This is a genomic window from Pantoea sp. EKM21T, assembly GCF_011800405.1.
In the GTDB taxonomy this organism is placed as follows: domain Bacteria; phylum Pseudomonadota; class Gammaproteobacteria; order Enterobacterales; family Enterobacteriaceae; genus Pantoea; species Pantoea agglomerans.
The window spans coordinates 220,877-245,077 of record NZ_JAALFV010000001.1 but is presented as its reverse complement, the minus strand read 5'-3'; the positions used below and the strand labels follow the sequence as shown (position 1 = coordinate 245,077).

At 53.5% G+C, this 24,201-nt stretch carries 21 protein-coding genes; 12 read left to right on the top strand and 9 right to left on the bottom strand.

Annotated features, from left to right (window positions below; genetic code table 11):
• Position 1: 1 nt before the first annotated feature.
• Together HFD87_RS01255 and ssuE are read right to left on the bottom strand one after the other, a co-directional pair.
• Complete coding sequence (locus HFD87_RS01255) at positions 2 to 955, bottom strand: sulfonate ABC transporter substrate-binding protein (RefSeq protein WP_010669774.1); 954 nt, start codon at positions 953 to 955, stop codon at positions 2 to 4.
• Between the two features lie 11 nt (positions 956 to 966).
• Positions 967 to 1,518, bottom strand: a complete 552-nt coding sequence (gene ssuE, locus HFD87_RS01250; RefSeq protein WP_045140577.1) for an NADPH-dependent FMN reductase — start codon at positions 1,516 to 1,518, stop codon at positions 967 to 969.
• A 748-nt stretch (positions 1,519 to 2,266) separates the two neighbouring features.
• Here ssuE and HFD87_RS01245 point away from each other — a divergent pair.
• From HFD87_RS01245 to HFD87_RS01230, 4 genes are all read left to right on the top strand, one after another.
• On the top strand, positions 2,267 to 3,247 hold the full coding sequence (locus HFD87_RS01245; RefSeq protein WP_010254993.1) for a glycosyltransferase: 981 nt from the start codon (positions 2,267 to 2,269) through the stop codon (positions 3,245 to 3,247).
• Between the two features lie 83 nt (positions 3,248 to 3,330).
• Positions 3,331 to 4,632 carry a flippase gene (locus HFD87_RS01240; RefSeq protein ID WP_010254996.1) on the top strand — a complete coding sequence of 434 codons (1,302 nt, stop codon included), beginning with the start codon at positions 3,331 to 3,333 and terminating at the stop codon, positions 4,630 to 4,632.
• A 134-nt stretch (positions 4,633 to 4,766) separates the two neighbouring features.
• The gene (gene pyrD, locus HFD87_RS01235; protein ID WP_010255000.1) at positions 4,767 to 5,777 is read left to right on the top strand and encodes a quinone-dependent dihydroorotate dehydrogenase; all 1,011 of its coding nucleotides are present in this window, start codon (positions 4,767 to 4,769) and stop codon (positions 5,775 to 5,777) included.
• Between the two features lie 153 nt (positions 5,778 to 5,930).
• A complete protein-coding gene (locus HFD87_RS01230; RefSeq protein ID WP_033757182.1) occupies positions 5,931 to 6,473 on the top strand; it encodes a cell division protein ZapC in 543 nt (180 codons plus the stop codon).
• Here HFD87_RS01230 and HFD87_RS01225 read toward each other — a convergent pair whose 3' ends face one another.
• Positions 6,474 to 7,583 (bottom strand): YcbX family protein, encoded by a 1,110-nt coding sequence (locus HFD87_RS01225; RefSeq protein ID WP_010255007.1) that lies wholly within the window; start codon positions 7,581 to 7,583, stop codon positions 6,474 to 6,476.
• Between the two features lie 110 nt (positions 7,584 to 7,693).
• Here HFD87_RS01225 and rlmKL point away from each other — a divergent pair, with 110 nt between their 5' ends.
• The 6 genes from rlmKL to rmf all read left to right on the top strand — a co-directional run bounded on the left by rlmKL (position 7,694) and on the right by rmf (position 15,657).
• Positions 7,694 to 9,808, top strand: coding sequence for a bifunctional 23S rRNA (guanine(2069)-N(7))-methyltransferase RlmK/23S rRNA (guanine(2445)-N(2))-methyltransferase RlmL (gene rlmKL / locus HFD87_RS01220; RefSeq protein ID WP_010669780.1), 2,115 nt, complete (start codon positions 7,694 to 7,696; stop codon positions 9,806 to 9,808).
• Positions 9,809 to 9,814: 6 nt separating this feature from the next.
• On the top strand, positions 9,815 to 11,731 hold the full coding sequence (locus HFD87_RS01215) for an ABC transporter ATP-binding protein (RefSeq protein ID WP_031592840.1): 1,917 nt from the start codon (positions 9,815 to 9,817) through the stop codon (positions 11,729 to 11,731).
• Positions 11,732 to 11,745: 14 nt separating this feature from the next.
• Positions 11,746 to 13,014 (top strand): membrane integrity-associated transporter subunit PqiA, encoded by a 1,269-nt coding sequence (gene pqiA / locus HFD87_RS01210; protein ID WP_061901604.1) that lies wholly within the window; start codon positions 11,746 to 11,748, stop codon positions 13,012 to 13,014.
• Positions 13,001 to 14,644 (top strand): intermembrane transport protein PqiB, encoded by a 1,644-nt coding sequence (gene pqiB / locus HFD87_RS01205; protein WP_061704146.1) that lies wholly within the window; start codon positions 13,001 to 13,003, stop codon positions 14,642 to 14,644. Before pqiA ends, pqiB begins: the two co-directional genes overlap by 14 nt.
• The gene (pqiC, locus tag HFD87_RS01200) at positions 14,641 to 15,210 is read left to right on the top strand and encodes a membrane integrity-associated transporter subunit PqiC (protein ID WP_022625928.1); all 570 of its coding nucleotides are present in this window, start codon (positions 14,641 to 14,643) and stop codon (positions 15,208 to 15,210) included. Before pqiB ends, pqiC begins: the two co-directional genes overlap by 4 nt.
• Positions 15,211 to 15,489: 279 nt before the next feature.
• The gene (rmf, locus tag HFD87_RS01195) at positions 15,490 to 15,657 is read left to right on the top strand and encodes a ribosome modulation factor (protein ID WP_008925875.1); all 168 of its coding nucleotides are present in this window, start codon (positions 15,490 to 15,492) and stop codon (positions 15,655 to 15,657) included.
• 68 nt (positions 15,658 to 15,725) lie between these two features.
• Here the strand turns inward: rmf and fabA are convergent, their stop codons facing one another.
• Together fabA and HFD87_RS01185 are read right to left on the bottom strand one after the other, a co-directional pair.
• Positions 15,726 to 16,244 carry a bifunctional 3-hydroxydecanoyl-ACP dehydratase/trans-2-decenoyl-ACP isomerase gene (gene fabA, locus HFD87_RS01190; RefSeq protein WP_009091047.1) on the bottom strand — a complete coding sequence of 173 codons (519 nt, stop codon included), beginning with the start codon at positions 16,242 to 16,244 and terminating at the stop codon, positions 15,726 to 15,728.
• A 68-nt stretch (positions 16,245 to 16,312) separates the two neighbouring features.
• A complete protein-coding gene (locus HFD87_RS01185; protein WP_022625927.1) occupies positions 16,313 to 18,181 on the bottom strand; it encodes a Lon protease family protein in 1,869 nt (622 codons plus the stop codon).
• Between the two features lie 53 nt (positions 18,182 to 18,234).
• Between HFD87_RS01185 and matP the strand changes: the two genes are divergently transcribed.
• The gene (gene matP, locus HFD87_RS01180; RefSeq protein WP_138919647.1) at positions 18,235 to 18,702 is read left to right on the top strand and encodes a macrodomain Ter protein MatP; all 468 of its coding nucleotides are present in this window, start codon (positions 18,235 to 18,237) and stop codon (positions 18,700 to 18,702) included.
• 96 nt (positions 18,703 to 18,798) lie between these two features.
• Here matP and ompA read toward each other — a convergent pair whose 3' ends face one another.
• Positions 18,799 to 19,869 carry a porin OmpA gene (gene ompA / locus HFD87_RS01175; protein WP_010255028.1) on the bottom strand — a complete coding sequence of 357 codons (1,071 nt, stop codon included), beginning with the start codon at positions 19,867 to 19,869 and terminating at the stop codon, positions 18,799 to 18,801.
• A 350-nt stretch (positions 19,870 to 20,219) separates the two neighbouring features.
• A complete protein-coding gene (sulA, locus tag HFD87_RS01170; RefSeq protein ID WP_022625926.1) occupies positions 20,220 to 20,711 on the bottom strand; it encodes an SOS-induced cell division inhibitor SulA in 492 nt (163 codons plus the stop codon).
• A gap of 210 nt (positions 20,712 to 20,921) precedes the next feature.
• Between sulA and HFD87_RS01165 the strand changes: the two genes are divergently transcribed.
• Positions 20,922 to 21,551, top strand: coding sequence for a TfoX/Sxy family DNA transformation protein (locus tag HFD87_RS01165; protein ID WP_167422836.1), 630 nt, complete (start codon positions 20,922 to 20,924; stop codon positions 21,549 to 21,551).
• Here the strand turns inward: HFD87_RS01165 and yccS are convergent.
• Both yccS and HFD87_RS01155 read right to left on the bottom strand, forming a co-directional pair.
• A complete protein-coding gene (yccS, locus tag HFD87_RS01160) occupies positions 21,548 to 23,707 on the bottom strand; it encodes a YccS family putative transporter (RefSeq protein WP_163798214.1) in 2,160 nt (719 codons plus the stop codon). The two genes, HFD87_RS01165 and yccS, sit on opposite strands and share 4 nt — an antisense overlap.
• A complete protein-coding gene (locus tag HFD87_RS01155; protein ID WP_010255036.1) occupies positions 23,691 to 24,131 on the bottom strand; it encodes a YccF domain-containing protein in 441 nt (146 codons plus the stop codon). The genes yccS and HFD87_RS01155 overlap by 17 nt, the downstream gene beginning before the upstream one ends.
• Positions 24,132 to 24,201 lie beyond the last annotated feature (70 nt).

Below are 24,201 nucleotides of genomic sequence, written 5' to 3'. Positions count from 1 at the left end.
CTTATTGCGTCACGGTATGCGGATGCCAGATGCGATCCTGAATCGTCACTTTTACTGGCAAGAGATGATTGGCATAGAACAGGTCAGCGGTGCGCTGCTGGGCGGCCGCGGTTTCGGCACTGACCGGCGAAATGCGGGTTGGCGGCCGATGGCTGAGGTAGCTGGCGATGACCGGTTCGGGCAAGCCCATCGCCTGCGCCAGTAGTGTGGTGCTCTGCTGACGCTGGCTGATTGTCAGCGCGTCGGCAGTGCTGAAGGTGTCGAGCACCTGCTGAATAAACGCGCCATGGGCTTCGGCATAGCTGCGGGTCGCTAAATAGAAGGAGCCGGTCAGATTAAGGGAGCTGCCATCAATCAGCAGGCGCGAATTTCCCTGCAGCAGCACCGATGAATAGTAGGGGTCCCAGATTGCCCAGGCATCAACGTCACCCTGCTGGAAGGCGGCGCGCGCATCGGCGGGGGTGAGATAGACCGGCGTGATGTCTTTAAAGGTCAGGCCCGCCTGCTGTAACGCGCGCAGCAGTAAGTTGTGAGAGCTGGAGCCTTTCTGGAAAGCCACTTTCTTGCCTTTCAGATCCGCAACCTGTTTCAGCGGGCTGCTTTTTGGCACCAGAATCACTTCCGCTTTGGGTTTTGGCGGCTCCGCGCCGACATAAAGCAGATCCGCGCCCGCGGCCTGGGCAAACAGCGGGGGAAGATCACCGGTACTGCCCAGGTCGATACTGTTGATATTCAGCGCTTCCAGCATTTGTGGGCCTGCAGGGAACTCGATCCACTTAATCCGGGTATGGGGAAAACGCTTCTCCAGTAACTGATGTGACTTCGCCAGCACCATGCTGACCGAACCTTTCTGATAGCCGATGCGAATCTCAGACGGATCGGATTCGGCGGCCTGTACCTGAAGGCCGGCCAGCAGAAGTCCGGCCACCAGCCACTTTCCTAATCTCAGCTTCATCGATCGCTTCCTTATACCGCTTGCGCAACGGGATGGTGGTGACGGGTCAGTGCCAGCCAGAAGGCGGAGACGGCCTCATCCAGGCGCTGTGACAGTGAATCCTGCAGTTCGGGCTGACGGTCGTAATGACTGATCTGATGATCCTCGGCATAAACACCATGCAGGATCTCCTGCGCTTTTAAGGCGCTGAGCACCGGCTTCAGGGCGTAGTCCAGCGCCAGCATATGACCGGCACTGCCGCCGCTGGCCAGCGGTAAAACGACTTTGTGTTCCAGTGCGCGTTCAGGCAGCAGATCGAGCAGCGTCTTCAGCGCACCCGAAAACGACGCTTTATAGATAGGTGTCGCAATAATCAGTCCATCAGCCGAAGCCAGATCGTCACGCAGGGCGAGAAGCGCAGGTGCATCAAAACGCGCATTGATTAAATCGTCAGGCTGAAAGTTGTGAATATTCCACGGAATGACTTCAATACCACGCGCCTCCAGCTTGTGCTGACACAGCGTCAGCAGTGAGGTTGAGCGGGAGGGGAATCGTGGGCTGCCTGCCAGCGTAATAACTCGCATCATCACTCCTTATAACTAAAAGTTATTGATTATCAAATGTTGAGAACTTATGCCTTCATACTGTCAGAGCAGGGGAGTGGGCTTAAATGATTTATCCGGCAAAGTAAGGGTGAAATCTGCAAATAGAAGGCGTTGCGACAGATGTCAGCATCGCCGCTTCCGATAATTCTTAAATTAAGCGCTGGCAGCGGAACAATTCATTAAGGGGCATGATACGAGATCGTCAAAATGTGTCGGTTGAGCAGAAAAAATATCTTTCGTCTGATTGCTTAATCATTTTTTCTGAGAGTGGCGCGGCCATAAAGCGCAACGGCTGACAAAATAGCGCTGCGAAGCAGCACAGAATCAGCTTATCTGCGGCAGCCTCTGCCAAAGATTAAGATTTATTGCAGAAAGCAAACTGTAATAATAATGAAGGAATGCTGAAATTATTCATCGTTTCAGATGTTCGCTTACAGATTTCTGAATCTGGTTACGTCTGCTTTGCAGGGCTAATTTAAATCGATCCTCAACGGTTTTAACATTACTGCGGGCTATAGATGCACTTTCGTTAAGAGTGATGCTCACATGAAACATTAAGATGATTTTTACGGCTGGTCTTTTTTCGCATTACAGGTTTAAGATAATCGGGCTCAATGAAAGCAATCATAATAATCGCGCCTTACTCTTTTCGACGTTTCGCCTCTGGTCAGAACCTGCATCAGGCAGGTGAATCGTATTGTCATTTTCTAACAGCAGAGAATTGCATATGTCTGACATCCTGTTATCCGTTATTATTCCAACCTACAATGTTGAGAAATATATTGTAGAGTGCGTCGATTCGTTATTACGCCAGGTTAAAGCGCCCAATGAAATAATCATTGTGAATGATGGATCTACTGATGGAACATTAGCCTTAATTGAACAGAATTATGCGCACCTTTCTCAGGTGAAAGTGATCACCATTGAAAATGGCGGCCTCGGCAATGCACGGGACACCGGCATTGCACTGGCAAAGGGTCAGTTTCTCTTTTTCTGTGACCCGGATGATGTCGTGGTTGATGGCCTCGTCACTGAGCTGGCAATGGTGGCGGAGAAGCATCCTGAAACGGATCTTTTCTGTTTTAACTCCTGCGTCTATGAAGATGGCCACATTGATATCACCTCGCCAAAAGTGAAGCATGACCAGTTTGGCCAGCAGAAACCACAGGAGGTCTTTCTGCGCCTGCTGCGTAATGGCAGATATACCTCTGCCGTCTGGAATTACGTCTTAAGAAAAAGCGTCATTGAACAGCATAAGTTGCGCTTTGTCCGTCGGGTTCATGAAGACCACAACTTTACGCTCTCCGTGTTTATGAAATGCCAGCACGCATGGGTCAGCCGTCAGGTCTATTATAAGCAGCGCATCCGCAGTGGTTCACTGACCAACAGTACCAAAGGCAATGAGTTTTTCTATCAGCGCTATGACGCTTTTATGCATGCTTATAATACGTTAACCAGTTCGCTCCCTAAATCAGCCTGGCGTAGTTCGCTGGAAAAGTCTTATTTACTTCATTCGTTCCGTCTGATGATCTATTTGTCTCTCTATAATAAAACGCCGGTGCCGGAATATGTCTGTAATGCCATTCGCTTTATGGGTCGTAATGTAAAATCAGAAAATCTTAAAGAGTGGTTGTTGTTTAATCGCCCGGAGCTCTTTATTGCGCTGCAGCACTACAAGGTTAAAAAAGAGCTCAAGCGCGCAGCCTGATTCTGAAAAATGTGAAGCGATATTGTTTATGCCTTAGCGAAATGAGAAGGTGAGACATGCAATGTGTATAAGGTTGTTGCGACATGGCAAAAGTACTCGATAAAAGTCTGGTTATTAATATTTTCTCGCTGCTGGCTTACCGTGGCGCGTCGTTTCTGTTTCCGCTGGCCACGCTGCCCTATCTTGCCCGCGTTCTGGGCGTAGAGCAGATGGGTACGCTGGCGCTGGCGATCGCCTGCGTGCTCTATTGCAGCACCATCTCCGACTGGGGATTCAATGTCTTTACCACCAAAGATATTGCTCACCATCGTGATGACAAAGAACGCGTCAGTCAGCTCTTCTGGTCAACGTTTAACGCCAAGCTGATGCTGCTGGTGGTCACCAGCGGCACGCTGCTGACCGCGACCTGGTTCAATCCCTCCTGGCACCCTCTGTTCTTCATCATTCTGGCGAACTGCACCACGCTGGTCGGCTCGCTGTTTTCATTCGGCTGGCTGATGCAGGGCTTTGAGAAGCTGGGTAAGACGGCGATGATCGCCACCTTCGGTAACTTCTGTGCGATTCCGCTGACCTTTTTGCTGGTGAAATCTCCGCAGGATACCTGGCTGGCTGCCCTGATCCCTGGCGCGGTCTCCATTATCAGCGCGGCAATTACGCTGAAGTTTGTGCTGGAGATGAAAGTCATTGGCCGCTATCGCTTTGAACCACGCGAAATCAAACAGCGCATCACCGACAGCATGGATGTATTTATCGCCATTGCCGGTGCTAACCTTTTCAACAGCGTCAACGTGGTGATTCTCGCCACCTTTGCTTCTACTTACATGGTCGGGATCTACAACGGCGCCGATCGCCTGCGTAAAGCGGCTAACTCTGTGCCGGAGCAGATCGGCAGCGCCTTCTTCCCGCGCGTCAGCCACCTGTTCGGCCGGGATAAACGGGCCGCGATTGCGGCGACACGCAAAAGCCTGCTGCTGTCGTTTTCCCTGAGTCTGTCGATTGTAATCTTCACCTGGTTTTTTGCTGACCTGGTGGTCTCAATATTGCTGGGTAAAGACTTTATCCAGTCAGCGGATGTGCTGCGCGTCTTTGTGCTCTGCTTCCTGTTTGGCAACATTGCCTACCCGGCTGGATTACAGATTCTGATCCCACATGGTCTGGCCCGCCAGCGTATGTGGGTAATGATGGCCGCTGGTGTGGTTAACGTGCCGCTGTGCTGTTTCCTGGCGTGGAAGTTTGGCGCAATCGGTGCCGCATGGTCGATGGTCGGGGCTGAAGCGTTCGTCTGTCTCGGTATTTTTGGCATCATGCAACGTCACGGCATCCTGCGGGAATATCTGTTTCCCTCTGAGGTGAAAAATCAACCCGTAAACGATTCCGCCGCGTAAGATCAAAGCATTTTCAGTTAACTTCACGCTTCCCCGCTGTTCGATTTACTTTTGCGCCAGAGCACTTTACCATTCTGGCGCACATTTTCCCGTGCACCGACTTCCACGATCGCTTCCGTCCTTCAGGAGAGTGCATGTTTTATCCTATCGTCCGACCGGCGCTGTTTAAACTTGATCCCGAACGCGCACACGAACTCACTTTTCAGCAACTGCGTTTTATGAACGGCACCCCACTGGAGATGTTTTATCGCCAGAATCTGCCGTCGCGTCCGGTCACCTGTATGGGACTGACCTTTAAGAATGCCCTTGGCCTGGCGGCGGGTCTGGATAAGAACGCAGAGTGCATTGATGCGTTTGCGGCGATGGGCTTTGGCTTTGTTGAAGTCGGCACCGTCACGCCGCGCGCCCAGGCGGGGAACGATAAGCCACGCATGTTTCGTCTGGTGGAAGCGGGCGGAATTATCAATCGGATGGGGTTTAATAATCTGGGTGTTGATCACCTGGTTGAAAACGTGAAGAAAGCGCGCTTTAACGGCGTGCTGGGGATCAATATCGGTAAAAATAAAGATACGCCGGTCGAGCAGGGCAAAGATGATTATCTCATCTGCATGGAAAAGGTTTATGCCCACGCCGGTTATATCGCCATCAATATTTCCTCACCTAACACCCCAGGTTTACGTTCGCTGCAATATGGCGAGGCGCTGGATGATCTGCTTTCTTCCATCAAACAGAAACAAAAAGAGCTGGAACAGCGTCATCTGAAATATGTTCCGCTGGCCGTAAAAATTGCGCCCGATCTCTCTGAAGAAGAGTTAATTCAGGTCGCGGACAGTTTAATTCGTCATCAGATTGATGGCGTGATTGCCAGCAATACCACGCTCGATCGTTCGCTGGTGAGCGGTCTTAAGCATGCTGAGGAAGCGGGTGGGTTAAGTGGACGGCCAGTGCAGTCGCGCAGCACGGCGGTGATCCAGCGTCTCTCTCAGGAACTGCAGGGACGGTTGCCGATTATTGGCGTAGGCGGGATCGATTCTCTGACGGCAGCGCGTGAAAAAATCGCCGCCGGGGCAACACTGGTTCAGATTTATTCAGGCTTTATTTATCAGGGGCCAGGCTTAATTAAAGATATCGTCACCCATCTCTAAGACAATTCTCACAATCATTGGCCGGGGGGTTTATTTATCCCCTCGGCTCGTTTATATTTTGTCCTGTTGCACGCTTTTTCAGCTTTTCCTTATGTTTCTTTTTTCGCTGAATTCTGCGTGATTTTTGGCGCAGCGGTAAATACAGGGCACACGATGAAAATTAAACCCGATGATAACTGGCGTTGGTATTTTGACAGCAGCCACGACCGAATGATGCTCGACCTGGCAGACGGTATGCTTTTTCGTTCCCGTTATTCCCGCAAAATGCTCACGCCGGATGCCTTCACTGAATCGGGTTTTTGTGTCGATGACGCCGCCCTTTATTACACCTTTGAAGAGACCTGCCGTCAGTGCAAACTCAGTGGCAGCCATCGCGCCGAACTGGTGTTAAATGCGCTGGTCGCTGCACGCTTCCTCAAGCCACTGATGCCGAAAAGCTGGCATTTCGCCTCTTATGCCCCGGCAATGCAGCCCCGTCCCGGTGAAATGGTACAGGTTACGCTGGCAGAAGAGGGAACGCAGGCACGACTGCTGGTGGTTGAGAGTGGCGATAATGCGGCGCTCTGCCTGCTGGCGCAGCCGGGATTGACGCTGGCCGGAAAAAACATGGTGCTCGGCGATGCCATCAAGGTGATGAACGATCGCCTGCAGCCCCTGTATCAGGATGTCGCGCCGCGCTACGCCCGCGCAGTCTGACTACCTTAGTTCTACATCGCCAGCCGGAATACAGCTGCAGCTCAACAGCGTGCCGTCCTGACGCAGGGCGCTCTGTTTCAGCGCCTTAACCTCACCCGCGACCAGACTCAGCTTGCAACTGCCGCACAGTCCCGCCCGACAGGAGTAGGGGATCCGGAAGCCCTGCATCTCCAGCTGATCCAGTAATACCTGCTGATTATCCCCGGTGAACGTCTGACCCTGAAACGTGATAGCCACGGCATCTGGCGCCTGCTGCTTTGGTTTCAGTGTTTCGACCACTTCACCGGCACCATAGCTGCGCGGTGCATGACGTTTCAGAACAATCATCTCATCACCAGCGCGCACCACCCCACTGTTGCGCGCCACTAAGTTCAGACCGAAATCAATATCCCCGCTGCCATCCAGGGCGGTGCGGAACGTCTGCAGCGTGGCCAGCGGATGACCGGCAGGATGCTTAACGCCGGTCTCGGTGCTGACAGTGGTGAGCACGCAGCGACTGCATGGCTTAGGCACCTCGAATATCACGTCGCCAATCTGAATCTCCGCCCAGCTGTCTTCATCCCATGCGGCAGCGCCGCTGACGACCAGATTCGGACGAAACTGTTCGGCACGGACGCTGGCCGGGCAGCGCTGTTGCAGATCATGCAGCGACGCGTTGTTGATCAGCAAAAACGGAAAGCCGTCGGCAAAGCTCAGCGGAATATGATTAAACGCTTTAACCCGGCGGCTGGGTTGCGGCCCGACCCAGCGCAACTGAACCTCACGCGGAAAGAACTGGCTCAGCCATTGGTTAATCGCAGGCGGCGCTATGCGCGCGGTGAAATGATTTCCCCAGACTTCGGTGGGGTGATCCTGCTCATCGAAATCGCTGAAGCGGATCAGGGAGTGACTGCCATCCGGGGCCGTCAGCAGCAGGCCATCCGGTAAAATCGCGGGCGTGAAGCGCACCATCTCCGGGTGCTGACGCGCGGTAATAAAGGTGCCATCAGGTTCGGTCACCATAAACAGACGATCAAATGCCAGTCCGCTGTCAGTGACCAGCGCGTGTGACAGCGCTAATCCCCGCATCGACTTCACAGGATGAATAAATAAGCGGGAAAGCGTGATCATGGTGTTCTCCTTGAACCCGACGCGCAGCACAAAAGAAGCTAACTTTATGACATAGGTCTCCGATTCGCTATAATGCGCGACAATTTTCTCAAGAGTTAAAAAGTGACGATATGAATTCTCTGTTTGCCAGCACGGCGCGTGGGCTCGAAGAGCTGTTAAAAAGTGAGCTGGACGCGCTGGGCGCGCAGGATTTGCAAGTAGTGCAGGGAGGCGTTCACTACGAAGCCGACGATCGCACCATGTACCAAAGCCTGATGTGGAGTCGTTTAGCATCACGCATCCTGTTGCCGCTGGGAGAGTTTGGCGTCTACAGCGATCTGGATCTCTATCTGGGTGTGCAGAGCGTGGACTGGCCGACGATGTTCGGCAGCGACAAAACCTTTGTTGTGCATTTCAGCGGCACCAACGATTCGATTCGTAACAGCCAGTTCGGCGCGCTGAAAGTTAAAGATGCCATCGTGGACAGCTTTACCCGTCAGAATCTCGAACGACCCAACGTCGATCGTGAGCAGGCAGATATCCGTGTCAACGTCTGGCTGAATGACGATCGCGCCAGCATTGCGCTTGATCTCAGCGGCAGCTCGCTGCATCAGCGTGGTTATCGCCAGCAGACCGGTCAGGCGCCGTTAAAAGAGACCCTGGCGGCGGCCATCGTGCTGCGTTCTGGCTGGGAGCCGACGACACCGCTGATCGATCCGATGTGTGGTTCCGGTACGCTGCTGATTGAAGCCGCACTGATTGCCTGCGATCGTGCGCCTGGCCTGCTGCGCAAGCACTGGGGCTTCACCGCCTGGAGCCAGTTTAACGCTGCGTTGTGGCAGGAGGTTAAAACTGAGGCGCAGAACCGTGCCCGCACTGGCACGGCTGCCACCCAGGCGCGCTTCTTTGGCTACGACAATAATGGTCGGGTGCTGGAGTGGGCGCAGGCGAATGCCCGCCGCGCTGGCGTCTTTGAACTTTTCACCTTCGGCCAGCAGGATCTGCTGAAGCTGACTAATCCGGTCGATCCGGCGGTTCACGGTACGGTGCTGAGTAATCCTCCTTACGGTGAACGTCTGGAGAGCGAACCAGCCCTGATTGCGCTGCACAGCCAGCTCGGACGTCTGATGAAGCAGCATTTTGGCGGCTGGAACCTGTCGCTGTTCAGCGCCTCGCCAGAACTGCTGAGCTGCCTGCAGCTGCGTGCCGATCGCCAGTTTAAAGCGAAGAACGGTCCGCTGGATTGCGTGCAGAAAAACTATAAGCTGGCGGTTAACAGTCATGAAAGCGCCGGACAGATTGCGGAAGATTACGCTAACCGCCTGCGTAAAAACGTGAAGAAACTGGAGAAGTGGGCGCGTCAGGAAGGCATTGAATGCTACCGTATTTATGATGCCGATCTGCCAGACTACAACGTTGCTGTCGATCGCTATGGCGACTGGGTGATTATCCAGGAGTACGCGCCACCGAAAACCATCGATCCTGATAAAGCGCGTCAGCGTCTGTTCGATGTCATCAGCGCAACGCTGAGCGTGCTGCAACTGCCTGCCGACCGTCTGATTATGAAAACGCGTGAACGCCAGAAAGGCAAAGCGCAGTATCAGAAGCTCAGCGAGAAGGGCGACTATTTCGAAGTTAAAGAGTTTAATGCGCGTTTCTGGGTGAATCTGACCGACTATCTCGATACCGGCCTGTTCCTCGATCACCGCATTGCCCGTAAAATGCTGGGCCAGATGAGTCAGGGCAAAGATTTCCTGAACCTGTTTGCCTATACCGGTACCGCCAGTGTGCATGCCGGTCTGGGTGGCGCGCGTTCAACCACTACGGTAGATATGTCGCGTACCTATCTGGAGTGGGCGGAGCGCAACCTGCGTCTCAACGGACTGACCGGGCGTCAGCATCGTCTGATGCAGGCGGACTGCCTGAGCTGGCTGAATGAGAGTGACGAGAACTTTGACCTGATCTTTATCGATCCGCCAACGTTCTCCAACTCAAAACGTATGGAAGAGAGCTTCGACGTTCAGCGCGATCATATGATGCTGATGCGTAACCTGAAGCGCCTGCTGCGTCGCGGCGGCACCATCATGTTCTCCAATAACAAACGCGGTTTCAAAATGGACATGGATGGCCTGAAATCACTGGGCCTGCAGGCGCAGGATATTACCCAGAAAACGCAGTCGCAGGACTTCGCGCGTAACCGTCAAATTCACAACTGCTGGCTGATCACTCACGCCGGTAAGGAATAAGCTTACATGTCATTAATCAGTATCCACGGCGCTTATCTCTCCTTCAGCGATGCGCCGCTGTTAGACAACACCGAACTGCACATCGAAGAGAACGAACGCGTCTGTCTGGTGGGCCGTAACGGTGCCGGTAAATCCACGCTGATGAAAATCATCAATGGCGAACAGCCACTGGATGATGGCCGCATTATTTATGAAACCGATCTGGTCGTGGCGCGTCTGCAACAGGATCCGCCGCGCAATATTACCGGTTCGGTGTATGACTTCGTGGCCGAGGGCGTTGAAGAGCAGGCTGAGCATCTGAAAGCCTATCACGCCATTTCCCATGTGGTGATGGAAGATCCCAGCGATAAAAACCTCAATGAGATGGCGCGTCTGCAGAGCATTCTCGACCACCAGAATCTGTGGCAGCTGGAGAGCCGCATCCATGACGTGCTGGAGCAGATTGGTCTGCAGCCCGATACCGAGCTGTCGTCGCTCTCGGGCGGCTGGCTGCGTAAAGCGGCACTGGGCCGTGCGCTGGTGAGTAACCCGCGCGTCCTGATGCTGGATGAGCCAACCAACCACCTCGATATCGAAACCATCGACTGGCTGGAAACGTTCCTGAAGAACTTCACCGGCAGCATCATCTTTATTTCCCATGACCGTTCGTTTATCCGCAACATGGCGACGCGCATTGTCGATCTGGACCGTGGCAAGCTGGTCTCCTGGCCAGGCAACTACGATCTCTATCTGGAAGGCAAAGAGGAAGCGTTGCGCGTTGAAGAGATGCAGAACGCCGAATTTGACCGTAAGCTGGCGCAGGAAGAGGTGTGGATCCGTCAGGGCATCAAAGCCCGTCGTACCCGTAATGAAGGTCGTGTGCGTGCGCTGAAAGCGCTGCGTCGTGAACATTCAGAACGTCGTGAAGTGATGGGCAAAGCCAACATGCAGGTGGGCGAAGCGTCCCGTTCCGGCAAGATTGTGTTTGAGCTGGAAAATGTCGACTACGCGGTCGATGGCAAAGTGCTGGTTAAGGACTTCTCAACCCAGGTACAGCGTGGCGACAAAATTGCGCTGATCGGACCGAACGGCTGCGGGAAAACTACCTTACTGCGCCTGATGCTGCAGCAGCTGAAAGCTGACCATGGTCGTGTGCATTCCGGTACCAAGCTGGAAGTAGCCTACTTTGACCAGCATCGCGCTGAACTGGATCCGGATCGCACCGTGATGGACAACCTGGCCGAAGGCAAGCAGGAAGTACTGGTCAACGGCAAACCGCGCCACGTACTGGGCTATCTGCAGGACTTCCTGTTCCATCCAAAACGTGCCATGACGCCGGTGCGCGCCCTTTCGGGCGGTGAACGAAACCGTCTGCTGCTGGCGCGCCTGTTCCTGCGTCCCAGCAACCTGATGATTCTGGATGAACCGACTAACGACCTTGACGTCGAAACGCTGGAACTGCTGGAAGAGCTGATTGATGGCTATCAGGGTACCGTCTTACTGGTGAGCCACGATCGTCAGTTCGTCGATAATACCGTTACCGAGTGCTGGATTTTTGAAGGCAATGGTGAGATTGGTACCTTTGTTGGCGGTTATCACGATGCTCAGCAGCAGCGCGCCGCCTACCGGCAGCACAAGGCGGCAGCACCGGCGAAAGCGACGGGTAACGCCTCTAAGCCTGCAGCAGAGAAGGGTGATGCGAAGCGTAGCGTGAATAAACTCAGCTACAATCTGGCGCGTGAGCTGGAACAGCTGCCGCAAAAACTGGAGCAGCTGGAAGCGCGTATCGGAGAACTGCAGGCGAAGATGAGTCATCCCGACTTCTTCAGTCAGGCACACGATCAGACGCAACCGGTGCTGGATAATCTGGCTCAGACTGAGCAGGAGCTGGAAACCGCTTTTGCGCGCTGGGAAGAGCTAGAGTCACTGAAAAACGGCGCGTAGGGCAGGGCTAACGGATGTGTTCAGCAGTGAAAAGTAACGCGTGGATGCTCTGTCCACAATGCGATTTAATGATTAAGCTGCCGGACATTCCCGTTGGCAGCCGTGCGTCATGCCCGCGCTGCCACACCTCCCTGACGGCCAACTGGCACGAACCGCGTAAACGGCCAACGGGCTATGCGCTGGCAGCGCTGTTTATGCTGCTGCTGGCGAATCTGTTTCCTTTTGTCTCAATGAAGGTGGCAGGGCTGACCAGCCAGATCACGCTGGCGCAGATACCTCAGGTGATGGTGACGGAAGATTACAGCAGTCTGGCGACGCTGTTCCTTCTCTTTGTGCAGGCGGTTCCGGCCTTCTGCATGATCACCATTATCCTTCTGGTCAATCGGGTCCCGTTGCCGACTGGACTCAAAATTGGTCTGGCACGTATTCTGTTTCAGCTGCGTAACTGGGGCATGGCAGAAATCTTTATGGCGGGCGTGCTGGTCAGTTTCGTCAAGCTGATGGCCTATGGCGAGATCGGCCTGGAGACCAGCTTCTGGCCGTGGGTTCTGTTCTGTCTGCTGCAGTTGCGGGCCTTTCAGTGCGTTGATCGACGCGGCTTGTGGGACAGTCTGTCACCCCGACCTGCGCTGCCCCATCCGCCCGAAGTGGGCATCAGTGGTTTAGAGCAGGGTCTGCGCTCCTGTCCCTGCTGTACGGCCATTCTGCCGGAAGCAGAGCATAAGTGTCCCCGCTGCGGCGTCACGGCTGAGGCACGGCGTAAGCACAGCCTGCAGTGGACGCTGGCGCTGTTGTTCACCTCCATACTGCTTTATATCCCGGCCAACCTGTTGCCGATTATGGTGACGGAAACCCTCGGCACTGCCTATCCTTCCAATATCATGGCGGGGGTGATTGTGCTGTGGGGTGATGGCTCCTATCCGGTGGCGCTGGTGATCTTTATCGCCAGTATCATGGTGCCTACGCTGAAAATGCTGGCGATTGGCTGGCTTTGCTGGGATGCCAGCGGACGCGGACAGCGTGACAGCCACAGGATGCACAAAATTTATGAAGTGGTCGAATTTGTTGGCCGCTGGTCAATGATCGACGTGTTTGTTATTGCCGTGCTCTCTGCGCTGGTGCGCATGGGGCAATTAATGAATGTTTATCCCGCGTGGGGGGCAGTATTGTTTGCAATGGTGGTGATTATCACCATGATTGCTGCCATGACCTTTGACCCGCGATTAACCTGGGATCGTGTACGCGAAAACAATATGAAGGAGTCGCGCCTTGACGGAAACTAATCACGGCCATGCAAAGGTGGAACAGATTAAGCGCTGGTCGCCGGTCTGGATTGTCCCCATCGTTACGCTGTTAATCGGCGGATGGATCCTCTTTTATCACTTCAGCCATCAGGGGCCGGAAGTCACCCTCATCACCGAAAACGCCGAAGGCATTGTTGCGGGTAAAACCACGATTAAAAGCCGTAGCGTGGATGTCGGTGTGGTGGAAAGCGCGGTGTTAAGCGACGATCTCCACCATGTGGAAATCAAAGCGCGCCTGAATTCAGGCATGGAAAAACTGCTGCACAGCGACAGCGTTTTCTGGGTGGTGAAACCGCAGGTGGGTCGCGAAGGGATCAGCGGTCTCGGCACTCTGTTATCCGGTGCCTATATCGAATTACAGCCGGGCACTAAAAGCCAGGCACCCGAGCAGTTTAAGCTGCTGGATGCGCCGCCGTTAGCGCCACCGGATGCCAAAGGGATTCGCATCGTGCTGGACAGCAAGAAAGCGGGTCAGCTCAATCCGGGGGATCCGGTCCTGTTCCGCGGCTATCGCGTCGGTACGGTCGAGACCAGTGTTTTCGATACCGAAAAACGCATGATGACCTATCAGCTGTTCGTCGCTGCGCCTTACGATCGCCTGATTACAACCAATGTGCGCTTCTGGAAGGACAGCGGCATCGCCGTGGATATGTCCGCTTCAGGAATGCGGGTGGAAATGGGATCGCTGACCACACTGTTCAGCGGCGGCGTCAGTTTTGACGTGCCGGATGGCTGGGAGCTGGGTCAGCCTGCGCAGAATAAGTCTGATTATCATCTGTTTGACGATCAGCGCAGCATTCAGGACTCGCTCTACACCAACCATATTGATTACCTGATGTTCTTCACCGACTCCATCCGTGGTCTGCAGGCGGGGGCGCCGGTTGAATTCCGTGGCATTCGCCTGGGTACCGTCTCAGAAGCGCCATTGATGAAAGCCGGTCTGGACCAGGCGCTGAACAATGATTACCGCGTGCCGGTGCTGATTCGCATCGAGCCGGATCGCTTTATCAGCCGACTGGGTGAGAACTTCGATCTGCAACAGCATCTGCAGGATGGTAAAAAACGTGGCCTGCGTGCGACGCTGAAAACCGGTAGCCTGTTGTCGGGTGCGCTCTATGTCGATCTCGACTTTTATGACAATGCACCGCCTTACAAAGGGCCGCAGAAAGTCTCTGGCTATGAAGTTATCCCAACAGTTAGCGGTGGCCTGAGCCAGATTCAGCAGAAGCTGATGGCGGCGCTGGATAAGATTAACAGTCTGCCACTGAACGGTATGGTCAATGAAGCGACAGGCACGCTGAAAGAGAGCCAGAAAACGATGCGTGATCTGCAGCGCACCATCGACAACATCAACAAAGTCACCGCCAGTCCGGCTATGAAAACCCTGCCGGAAGACCTGCAGCAGACATTGCGCGAGCTGAACCGCAGCATGAAAGGCCTGCAGCCAGGTTCACCAGCCTACAGCAAGCTGGTGGGGGATATGCAGCGCCTGGATAAGGTTCTGCGTGAACTCCAGCCGGTGTTAAGAACGCTTAACACCAAGAGCAATGCGCTGGTATTTGAGGCAAAACCGGGACAGGATCCCCAGCCGAAGAGGGCGAAACAGTGAATAAAGGATTGATACTTTGTGCCGCGCTGGTGTTGAGTGCGTGCAGTAGCAGCGTTGACAATACATGGTATCAGCTGCCCTCCGGGGCGGCTTCCATGCAGGTCAGCAGCAGCCAGCTGAATGAAGCGCAACCGATGTTATGGGTGCAGCAGGTGACGGTGCCGGACTATCTGGCAGGCAACGGACTGGTTTATCAGACCAGCGATGTCAAATACGTTATCGCCGCGAATAATCTCTGGGCCAGCCCGCTAGATCAGCAGTTGCAGCAGACATTGATCACTAACCTGAGCAAGGCGCTGCCAGGCCGGCTGGTAGCCGGTTCACCTTTAGGCGCGCAGCACGATACGCTGAATGTGACCGTAACAGGCTTCCAGGGGCGCTATGATGGCAAAGCAGTCGTCAGTGGCGAATGGACGCTGGAACATCAGGGCCGGCTGACCAAACAGGCGTTTAACCTGGTACTGCCGCAGACCGAAGATGGCTACGATGCGATGGTCAGAACGCTGGCGGCGGGCTGGCAACAGACAGCACAGAAGATTGCCAATAGTGTGGTTGCGTTAAATTAAGATTGATGTGAATAAATAAGCTAAGCCCCTGACCGATTGTCGTGCTTTTTCGACAGAGGTCAGGGGCTTTTTTATTAGCTTAATCAGAAAGATAGTGTTGTTGCATGCATCACAGAACGTCATTATTTTTACCGATTAAGGTCACATTTATGACACTGGCATGAAGATTGGGCATTGATCTTTGGGTGCGCAGGAGGTAGAACATAAGAGTGGTTGAACATTAATTCACCACTTTTCTTTCCACCAGATTCCACAGACCTTACATGAGGGACACGGAGTATGAAGAGACAGAAACGAGACCGCCTCGAACGCGCCCATTCACGTGGTTATCAGGCAGGTATTACTGGACGCTCAAAAGAGATGTGTCCGTATCAGTTGATTGACGCTAAGTCTCACTGGTTGGGAGGTTGGCGACAAGCCATGGAGGACAGGTCGGTAGCTGCATAACCGGATGTCACTGAAAAGGGAATATAACCTCCGCCATGCGCGGAGGTTTTTGTTTCGGGGGGAAACGCTTAGAAAGCGGCGGTATCTTTAAACAGGCCGACTTTAAGATCGCTGGCGGTATAGATCAGATTACCGTCAACCAGCACTTCACCATCTGCCACGCCCATAACCAGTTTGCGGTTAATAACGCGTTTGAAGTGAATGCGGTAAGTCACTTTCTTCGCATCTGGCAGGACCTGACCGGTGAATTTCACTTCACCCACGCCCAGCGCACGACCTTTACCTTCGCCGCCCAGCCAGCCCAGATAGAAACCAACCAGCTGCCACATGGCATCAAGGCCCAGACAACCCGGCATCACCGGATCGCCAATAAAGTGACAGCCGAAGAACCAGAGATCAGGATTGATATCCAGCTCCGCTTCAACAAAGCCTTTGTCATATTTGCCGCCGTCTTCGGTCATTTTGACCACGCGGTCCATCATCAGCATGTTGCCGGATGGAAGCGGCGGACCATTTTCGCCAAACAGTTCACCACGACCTGACAGAATCAGATCTTCTTTGGTATAGGATTCGCGTTTATCTACCATGTTTTCAATAAGCCTTGTTTTAGTGAATCACGAATATTAGCGAACAGTTGTACGCTGAGCAAATCGGATTAACGGTGGTTGAACCAGTTAAGCCAGCGCAGCGCCCAGGGACGTTGCGGACCGTCCGGCTGGTTGAACAGGCTAATGCGTTCCTGGATGGTATTCAGCAGGCAATCGCCCAGGCCATCCTCGGTACTCCAGATTTTACCGGTCAGCAGCGGTAGCGCTTCATCGGCACGGTCAATTGCCCAGATATGGAAATGACCCTGTTCAACTGCACTGACAACCGCCTGGCTGAGGCTGAGATGACGGACATTGCTGGCGGGAATAATCACACCCTGCTGACCTGTCAGTTCTCGCTGATGGCAGATATCAAAGAAGCCTTCGATTTTCTCGTTCAGTCCGCCCACCGGTTGTACGTTGCCAAACTGATCAACCGAGCCGGTCACCGCAATTTGCTGATTGATGGGCTGATTAGCCAGCGCGCTGATTAAGGCACAGAGTTCAGCCAGTGAAGCACTGTCACCATCCACCTCGGAGTAAGATTGCTCAAAGACCATTGAGGCCGAGAAGGGCAGTTGCTGATCGAGTTCCAGTTCGGCAATCAGGTAAGCCTGCATAATCATCATGCCTTTGGCATGAATATTACCGCCCAGCTCCGCTTTACGCTCGATATCCATGAATTCACCATCGCCGGGATGTACCACGCAGGTAATACGCGAGGGATCGCCCCAGGCACGGGGATGGCCAGGATATTCAACGACCGACAGGCCATTAATCTGACCAACCACTTCGCCTTCGGTTTCAATCAGAATCTGTCGCAGCAGGATCTCGTCACGCATCCGCTCATTGAGATAATTCTCGCGCCACAAACGCGCTTCCAGCGCATCACGCAGCGCTTCAGCGTTCAGTTCATCGCCCATCAGGGCCGATTCGCGCATCTGGCGTTGTAGCCAGCGGGGGCAGAGTGGCAGCGTCTCCTGATCGCCGCTGTAGCGGACGCCTTCTTTAATCAGTTCTGGCCAGAAGTCCGCTTCCGGCTGGGGCAGACCCGCCTGTTGCGCCAGTTCGATGTTCCAGCGACACCAGGCAAGCATGTCATCTTCATCCAGAATCTGAATATTCTCTTCAAATTCAGTATAGATGGCCATTTCGTGAGCTTCGGGATCCAGCTCCTGAAATTCTGCCAGCGCTTCCCGATCGCCACACAGGACCAGTTTCAGATTGAGGGGCAAGGGAGGAATCGAGACTGGCAGCGGTCGGCGTTCATCCTGAGATGTCCACTCAACATAGCCCTGCTCAATACACTTTTTCAGGCGCAACCAGAGAATCGGCTGCGTCATCAGGCTACGCAGGGAAAGCAGCAGCGTGCCGCCATTAGCACGATGGATCAGGCCCGGTTCCAGCTGGATGCGATCTTTATACTGGCGCACGCAGCCAAACAACTGCTCCATCTCAATCCATTCAGCAAAGTGAATACCACCCTGACTGGTGAACGGGCGTTGAGGATCGGAGGGGGGCTGGAGCGTGACGTTGTCGGCCATGATATGGTAATCACCGCCGAATAGAGTGGTACTGTCGGCCATGACCCGCTCTGCGGCCTGGGCAATGAATGTCAGATAATCGCGATTCTCCTGGCTACGAACCAGCAGTAACGGGAACCCCTGCGTCTGATGGTGTAAGTGCGCCAGTGCATTCAGCAACCGGGGCTGTACCGTTGCCAGAGCATCAGTTTCTTCATCAGCAATTCGGGAGAAAACGGATTGGTATTGCGCGCTATCTGGCTGTAAGGTCTGCCACGTAAGTTGAGTGCTGGTCAAAATAATCGCATTTGTCTGTTTTAAGAAAAGCGAGATTATACAGGATTCACCCTTGTTAAGCACTGCAGACTTCCTGTTGAAGATGTGATGGTGACAGCATGTTTTTCGTTGCTGCATCCGGGAAAAAAGCTGTTATTCTTAGTTCGTTACGTGATCACGATGAGATTCCGATGAAATACCAGCAACTCGAAAATCTTGAATGTGGATGGAAGTGGAAATACCTGGTGAAAAAACATCGGGAAGGTGAACTGATCACGCGTCACCTTGAGTTAAGCGCGGCGCAGGCAGCAGTGGATAAGCTGCTGGCAATGGAAAATAATCCGGTTACAGTGAATGAATGGATCGCAGAACATATTCACGCTGATCTGGATAACCGACTGAAGCAGACCATCCGTGCCCGACGAAAACGCCATTTCAACGCTGAACATCAGCATACGCGAAAAAAATCGATAGACCTGGAGTATCTGGTCTGGCAGCGACTGGCAGGTCTGGCACAGCGGCGCGGCTGCACGCTCTCTGAAACGATTGTTCAGCTGATAGAAGATGCAGAACGTAAAGAGAAATATGCCACTCAGATGTCGAGCCTGAAGCAGGATTTGCAGGCGATTCTGGGTAACTCCGGTTCAGAGAGCGAATAATCGGGCAGGGCAATCAAAGCCTTCATCTCTCAGTCCGGTTTTTATTACCGGCATAAAAAAACCCCGCCTTAGCGGGGTTTTTTATTACGTGTAAACTTAAGCCTGTGGCTGAGTTACAACGTCTTTGATACCTTTAACGTCGATTTCTACACGACGGTCCGGCGCCAGGCAGTCGATCAGGGCATTACGGCCTTTCACGCTGTCACAGGTGTTGCCGGTAACTGGGTTAGATTCACCCATGCCACGTGCAGAGATCTTGTTAGAAGGAATACCTTTAGATACCAGGTAATCTACGACTGACTGAGCACGTTTCTCAGACAGTTTCTGGTTGTACTGCTCTGAACCGATGCGATCGGTGAAGCCCAGTACGACAACGGAACCATCTTTAGGATCCATTGAGCTCAGCTGGCTGTACAGCTGATCCAGAGCCTGCTGGCCTTCTGGCTTCAGGGTAGATTTGTTGAAGGTGAACAGAACGTCAGACTTCAGAGTGAAACGCTTAGTTTCAACAACTGGAGCTGGTGCTGGAGCCGGAGCTGGCGCCGGAGCAGCGACGTCATCCTGACCGAAGCGGTATGAAACGCCTACGCTCAGCATGCCGTTGTCTGGACGAGTACCAACGGTCTGTGCATCACCGATGTTGTTAACCCACTGGTAATCCAGACGGGTAGCCCAGTTTTTGGTCAGCGCATATTCAACACCAACAGCAGCCAGCGGAGATACGCCGGTGTCGTGGTCGCTGATGCGGCCAGTAGTTGGGTTAGTCTGCGTTGAGTCTGCACGCCATACCATGCCGCCCAGACGAGTATACACGTCCAGATCGTCATAGATTGGGTAGCTCAGTTTAGCAGCCAGCTGAACGCCCTGTGCTTTGAATGCGCCGTTAGTCACGTTGCCTTTGTTAGGCATGCGACCCAGCCAGTCATAGCCCAGCTCGAAGCCCAGGTATGGATTTGCCTGGTAACCAACGAATGCACCTGCACCCAGCTGGCTTTCATGAGTTGGACCGTCATTGTTTTCGTAACCGTTACCGTAGTAACCAGTGTCGTGATACTGAGACCAGCCCAGTTTAGCACCGGTGTACCAGGTGTCATCTTTCGGAGCGGCCTGCGCTACGGTAGCGAAGCCAGCCAGTGCCACTGCAATTGCGATAGCTGTCTTTTTCATTTTGCGCCTCGTTATCATCCAAATAGGCAATGAGCAAAAAGGTTGCTCTTGGTTTAAATCCTTCGCCGGGTCAAAACGCTCGCTTATGACTCTACCGCAAAAAACGGAGGTTATTGAGCACCCTGGCGAGCTAAAGTCTACAACGAGATTGGAAACTTACAAGTATGATGTGAGGCGCTTATGTAAAAAAACAGCGATTTATACACAATTTCTAACAATTAGGCTGGTCTTATTGCCGCGGCAAAAAGCCCTAAAAACTTGCTAAACCATTGTCAACGCTCGAACTAACAGAATCAGTGGTTTAGCTGCGACAGATAAGAAAAATAGCTTGGGAAACTTCTGATTTTTACTTAATGAAACAAATCCGACTGAATTTTTATCGCAGTTTGCGGTCTGAGAGGCGCTTCTGATGTCCCGCTTGCACGCAAAATCAATCCCAGCGCTTCACCCTCTGCCGCCGCATTTTCAAGTTGACGTCGTTCATCTTCGTCAAGATCGTAAGGAATCCATGCCAGAACGACACTGTAATTTCCTGTACGCAATGCTTTAACCATCGCTTCAACCGCATTCAGACGTTCAGAATCGGCGATATGCATACTTTTATCCAGTGGTAATCCTGATTCCTGCAGCCAGGTGCGATTCAGTTTATATGCCGGTGTTAACCACAACTGCCAGCGCGATTGCTGACTCAGCTGCTGCAATAAAGGCAACAGCAACATCTGCATCATACCGGGCTGTTCGCTGTAGCGTAACTCAGTAATTCCACCGCCCTGAGAGGCCGGAACGGAAGAGGACGCATAATGATGAGCATAGCGTGCATTATTAGGATGTTGTGTTCGCATAAGTTAATCACCAACAGTGGACTGTATGAATATACAGTACTGTCATCCTGGATAAAGATCAACCCAAATTTCTGAAAACGCCTCGCAAAATCGCGACAAGATTAGTTGAAACGCTATTTATTCATTGAACCCGTTGACGCTTTTTTTTATCTTCTAATTACCTGATACCCAAGGTAATTTACGATATATTTCTTACATGGAGGTGGTGCAATGAAAAAGGTGAATCCGGTTATAGAGCGCTCCAGAGCGCGCCTGGCCCCATTAGGAACAATAGAGTCGCGCACCCAGTTCGGAGGCTATGCCCTGGCTGTAGAAAGTGTGGTTTTTGCCTTAATTAATAAAGACGAACTCTATCTGCGTGCCAGTGAACCTCTGCGGGAATACCTTACAGATCGTCCGCTGCAACCCCTGATTTTTCGCAAGCGGGGCAAGCTGGTGAGTCTCAATTACTTTCGGGTCGATGAGGCGTTGTGGCGCGACCCTGACCATCTGCTGGCGCTCTCTGCTGCCTCTTTAGAAACGGCGCAGCTGGAGTTGCAGGACCGACAATCCTCACCGCGGTTAAAAGATCTGCCAAATCTCAGCGTACGTATGGAGATGATGCTGTACGAGGCGGGCGTCATGAGCGTCAATCATCTCTACCAGATGGGGGCTAAACAGTGCTGGCTGAAGCTTAAAGCGATCAACCAGCACGTTGGGTTCCAGACGTTACTTGCGCTGCAGGGGGCCATCACGGGCCACCATGCCGCCGCGCTGCCGCAGGCGACACGGGCGGAGCTGAATGCGTGGTTCCAGCGCACGCTTTTATCAAACCCCAATCTCAGAAGCGGCGAAGGCTAATCAGTGATTAGCGTGCGGCGCAGGCGAGCCACATCGGGCATTAATGCCACCAGCAGACCGAGTTGCTGGAGCACCAGCGGCGCACGCGTATCCGCATCTGCGGCCAGCTGGCTGATTCGCTGAGCCAGTTGATGGCGCATCGTTTCTACGTGCTCATCGCTGACAACTTCCGTTTGCAGCACATCCTCCACATAGCAAACCGTATCATCCAGCAATGTCAGCAGTTCGGGTGCGGTAATTTTATCGCGGTGAGCGCCCAGCGCAGAAATGTAACTCAGAAACGAATGGTTGGAGCAAAGCAGTTGAAAAGCCGAATCGCGCAACTTCTGGCTGGTGCGACTTTCACTGCTCATGTTTGAGACCACTGACGCCAGTTCAGCATCCGCGTTATGCGCATCACGCCGTGCAATGCGATAGGCGAGACGGTTATCTTTGCCCTGATGATATTGCTCCATGATCGCGTCCAGATAGCGGCAATTCGCTTTCAGCGTTCGTTCTGCCACGGCAGGTAACTGACGAAAGCGCCAGTCAGGCCAGATAAACGCGACAGCCAGCCAGGCCAGGCCACAGCCCAGTATGGTATCCACTACCCGCGGCAGGGCAACTTCAAACCCTTCACCCAGCAGGTTAAAGCAGAGCAGCACCAGCAGAGTGATAAACAGCGTGGCCTGTGCATACTGCACCTGCCTGAAAGCGAAGAACAGTACGCCGGTAATCACTATCAGGATTAACTGACCTTCAATCGAAGGCACCAGCCATAAAACGGGCAGACCAATCGCAATCCCCGCCAGCGTTCCGCCGATGCGCAAGGCCAGTCGTCGCTGCGTTGCATTGTAGTTGGGCTGGCAGACAAACAGGCTGGTCAGCAAAATCCAGTATCCCCGTTCCAGCCCGGTTACCTGAATAAAACCATATCCAATACAGAGCACCACAGACATGCGAACCGCATGCCGGAACAGCGCCGATGCGGGAGAGAGGTGGCGGCTGAAGCGCAGCCGGATATCACTCCAGCCACTCAATCCTTCGCGTGACAGCAGATTGTCACTGTGCTGAGGATCTTCACCGGCCAGCGTCTGTTCTGATTCGATCGAAGCAAGCTGTGCGTCGATGGCGCGCAGGTTGCGCAGCAGCCAGAAAAGAGCACGGGTATGCGTAGCGTCGGGATCATGCTGCTCCAGACGTTCTATCGCTTTCTGTAATCGTTCAAATGCACGCTCAAAACGGCTGTCATGCACCCACCTTTGACGCATCAGAATGCAATGTGCCAGCTGGCGACAGGCCTGAGCCTGCATATTCAGCAGGCGCTGAAAGCGAAACAGAATTTCGTTGTAGCGCCAGTCGCCGCGCAGCAGATGATATTGCAGATGGGAAGAGCTGGCCCGTTCATGGATATCCTGCGCCACAAAGTAGTAGTGCAGACTACGGCGGGTGCCGCGCGACCCGCGATCGCCGCGCAGACGACTCTGCAGTGTGGTCTTGGTCAGATTAAGTTGCGCCACTAACTGGCTGTTGACCATCGCCGCATCGATAAACGCGGCATCATCCTGATCGCCTGCGTCGGGATCGAAAAGGTTCGCTTTGGCATCAAGGTAACGCGCCAGTTGTGAAAAACTCCCGGCCAGTTGCTCCTGCACCGGCCGGACCGGAAACATCAGATGGCCCAGTAATGTCAGCAGGTTGTACCACAACGCGCCGACCAGCAGCAGCATCGGCTGCATATACCACTGGCTGAACAGTCCGATGCCGAGCATGGTGTAGACCGCAATCAGCAGAGCACCAAAGGCGATAGTCGCGTAGCGCTGGCCAAGGGCGCCCAGCAGAATAAAGCCCCAGGTCGAGATTGCCAGCCCGATAATAAAGGCGAATGGATAGGGAAACAGTAACTCGACTGAAACCGAGGCGATGCAGAAGCAGAGCAGGGTAATCAGCAGATTCTTCAGGCGACCGGCCAGGCGATCATCGAGATCGGCCAGCGCAGCAGCGACCACTCCCAGGGTCAGAGGGATCGTCCACTCAATCTGATGCAGCCACCAGGGAATGGCGGCGCAGCCACTCAGTGCAAACAGGATCCGCAGCAGATAGCGCCACGTACTGTTAAACAGATATTTGCGCCAGCCTGGCACGGCATCCGACATCATATTAGTAGCGGCGGACATTGGCTTCGCGCGCGGCACGCGCCTCTTCCACTGATACCACCCTGCGGCCAACCGGCCAGAGCGCGATAGCGGCGATCTTAAAGTTCGCAATCCCTACCGGAATACCGATGATACTGATGCACTGCACAATCCCCACGGAGATGTGCGAAAGGCAGAGCCACCAGCCGAAGAAAATCAGCCAGAAGATATTCAGAAAGGTGCCGCCGGTATTCAGAATATGACTCTTACTTTCCGGACGCAGCACATCAACATGCACCGCCTCGTTGCCAAATGGCAGCAGCGAGAGTTTGGTGATTTCCCAGCAGGAGCGGGTCAGCGGCAGGGTAAAAATCAGCACGATGCTGATTAACGTGGCAAACAGCCAGCTCAGGGTGGTGAAAAAACCGCCCAGAACAAAATTAAGAATATTTAAAACGGTGCGCATGATCTTCTTTTCCTTTTGCATTCCGCAAGATGTGACGCCAAGTTTAGCCTGTTTTAAGGCTGGAGCGCTA